This window comes from Pseudoalteromonas sp. SG43-6 (assembly GCF_014164365.1).
GTDB lineage: Bacteria > Pseudomonadota > Gammaproteobacteria > Enterobacterales > Alteromonadaceae > Pseudoalteromonas > Pseudoalteromonas rhizosphaerae.
In genome coordinates this window covers 1-944 of sequence record NZ_JACJEZ010000138.1, presented here as the reverse complement: position 1 = coordinate 944, position 944 = coordinate 1, and the positions used below count along the sequence as shown (strand labels likewise).

The 944-nt window shown below is 38.8% G+C and carries 2 protein-coding genes; both read right to left on the bottom strand.

Going from position 1 to position 944, the window contains the following annotated elements:
- Positions 1–443, bottom strand: a 443-nt coding sequence (locus tag H5201_RS22460; RefSeq protein ID WP_182785450.1) for a DUF2931 family protein, incomplete at its 3' end; no start/stop codon positions are given.
- Between the two features lie 45 nt (positions 444–488).
- Positions 489–944 (bottom strand): DUF2931 domain-containing protein (locus H5201_RS22455; protein WP_182785449.1); only part of this gene is annotated, 456 nt, incomplete at its 5' end.

The following is a 944-nucleotide window of genomic DNA, read 5'->3' as shown; positions in this document are numbered from 1 at the left end:
GATGGTGTATTTGAAACCCAAACCTTTATCTCACCTGATTCACCCATACCGACTATTAAATATGGTTTTACATCTTTAAAAACCTTACCTGTATGCGCTGTGTATGAAGGTAAATTTTTAGCTAATTTATAACCATTTTTATTTATTGCCACTTCACCAAAGTAAATTCTATTTTCTGACTTATCTAACCATTCAACCGCGACTTTTTCTGGGAATTTTTGATCGTATACACCACTTGTTTTACCGGCACTTTGCCAGCAACAACCAAGGCTCCCCATAGGAATACCCCAACTATTATCAAAAGTGATTGATTGCACCCAGATTTCATTACCCTTTTGTGTCGCACCGCCTGCAACCATGTAATCAATTGTTCCTGTTGACGAGCAACCCACTACAAATAATGTAAAGGTCAATGTGGTGAGACATTTTATGAGGTTACTCAAAATATATTCCATTTAAGTTCAAGCTGTCCTTGAGGAATGGCTTAGTTACTTATTCTCACGCCACTGTGCTTGCCCTGAGGCTAGTTCGTGTAATACACGGCCAGTAAATCCAGCGGATGGCGTATTCGAAACCCAAACCTTTATCTCACCTGATTCACCCATACCGACTATTAAATATGGTTTTATTTTCTTAAATACCTCACCTGTCGATAAAGTAAAATAAGGGAGAGATTTAGCTAATTTGTAACCTTTTTTGTCTATTGCAACTTCACCAAAGTAAATTCTATTTTCTGACTTATCTAACCATTCAACCGCGACTTTTCCTGGGAATACCCTATCATATACTCCAACCATAGCCCCCGCTGTGGCTCTGCAGCAAGACATAGTTCCTGCGGGTACATCCCACTGGTCATCAAACTTAATTAAAGTCACGAATATATCATTACCTTCATCCGTTGAACCCGATACAACCATATAATCTATTTCACCTGTTGTTGCACA